The organism is Mycobacterium sp. (assembly GCF_008709575.1).
Lineage (GTDB): Bacteria > Actinomycetota > Actinomycetes > Mycobacteriales > Mycobacteriaceae > Mycobacterium.
In genome coordinates this window covers 1-914 of record NZ_VYIK01000214.1, presented here as the reverse complement: position 1 = coordinate 914, position 914 = coordinate 1, and the positions used below count along the sequence as shown (strand labels likewise).

General features: G+C 61.8%; 1 protein-coding gene. It reads left to right on the top strand.

What is annotated here, in order from left to right; translation table 11 throughout:
* Nucleotides 1-682: 682 nt before the first annotated feature.
* On the top strand, nt 683-914 hold a 232-nt coding region (locus tag F6Q13_RS17990), incomplete at its 3' end, for a hypothetical protein (RefSeq protein ID WP_293059441.1).

Genomic DNA, 914 nt, shown 5'->3' with positions numbered 1-914 from the left:
GCCGACGTGCGCGCGGTGGACGGTGACAAGAAAGCCCACAGCGAGCATAGCATTCGCCGCGGTCCATCTCCAGGACACATTTCGACAGCATATGCTTTCTCACTAGACTGAACTATACTGGACCGAACTGAACTGATCTGATCTGATCTGGACACAGCTGGACATCATTGGTCACTACTGGACTGGACAGCACAGAACTGGCCGCCGCAGATCTATCGCCCCGGCGCGCATTTCCCGCCAACCCCAACGACTAGGCGTAGGCCTACGCGCAGGCGCACGCACGATTTTGCCTCACCGAAAATGGACAGACGACGCGACGCCGCACGCGATCGCCAGCGGAAGCCAGCGGACGATCGAACGTTTGCACGCCATTGCCAGCACGCGCAATCGATGCGCCGCCACCTCTGGCGGGACAGCACACCCGGGACAGCTCACTGCGACAAGTTCAACGTGACAGCATCCCTGGACAGCACCGCCTGCACCACAGCGTCTTACGACGGACAGACGGATACGGCGCGTACCCCACCTGAGCGGCCTCCGTCGCCAATCCGCGGGTGCCCACCCAATTCGCCGAGCTAGGGTCGTTTGGTCGGCGGCGCCAGTGCCAGCGCCAGCGCCAGCGCCAGCGCCTGCCCGAACGCCAACAAACGCCGTCTAGGATTAGCGACTCCAGACTCACACCATGCGCCAGACCGAGACGATCTCAGCGATGGCCAACGCCGATGACGGATTGTCGTTGCCGATACCGATTGACAATGGCCGATTGACAATTCCGATCGCCATGGCCAACAGTAGCAGCAGCAGCAGCAGCAGCAGCGGCGGCGGCGGCGGCGGTATTCGCAGAGATCGCGCAGAGGCCAGTGCCAGCATCGATCACAGTACGAACCGACACAATTTGCACTGGGAAAGGTCCT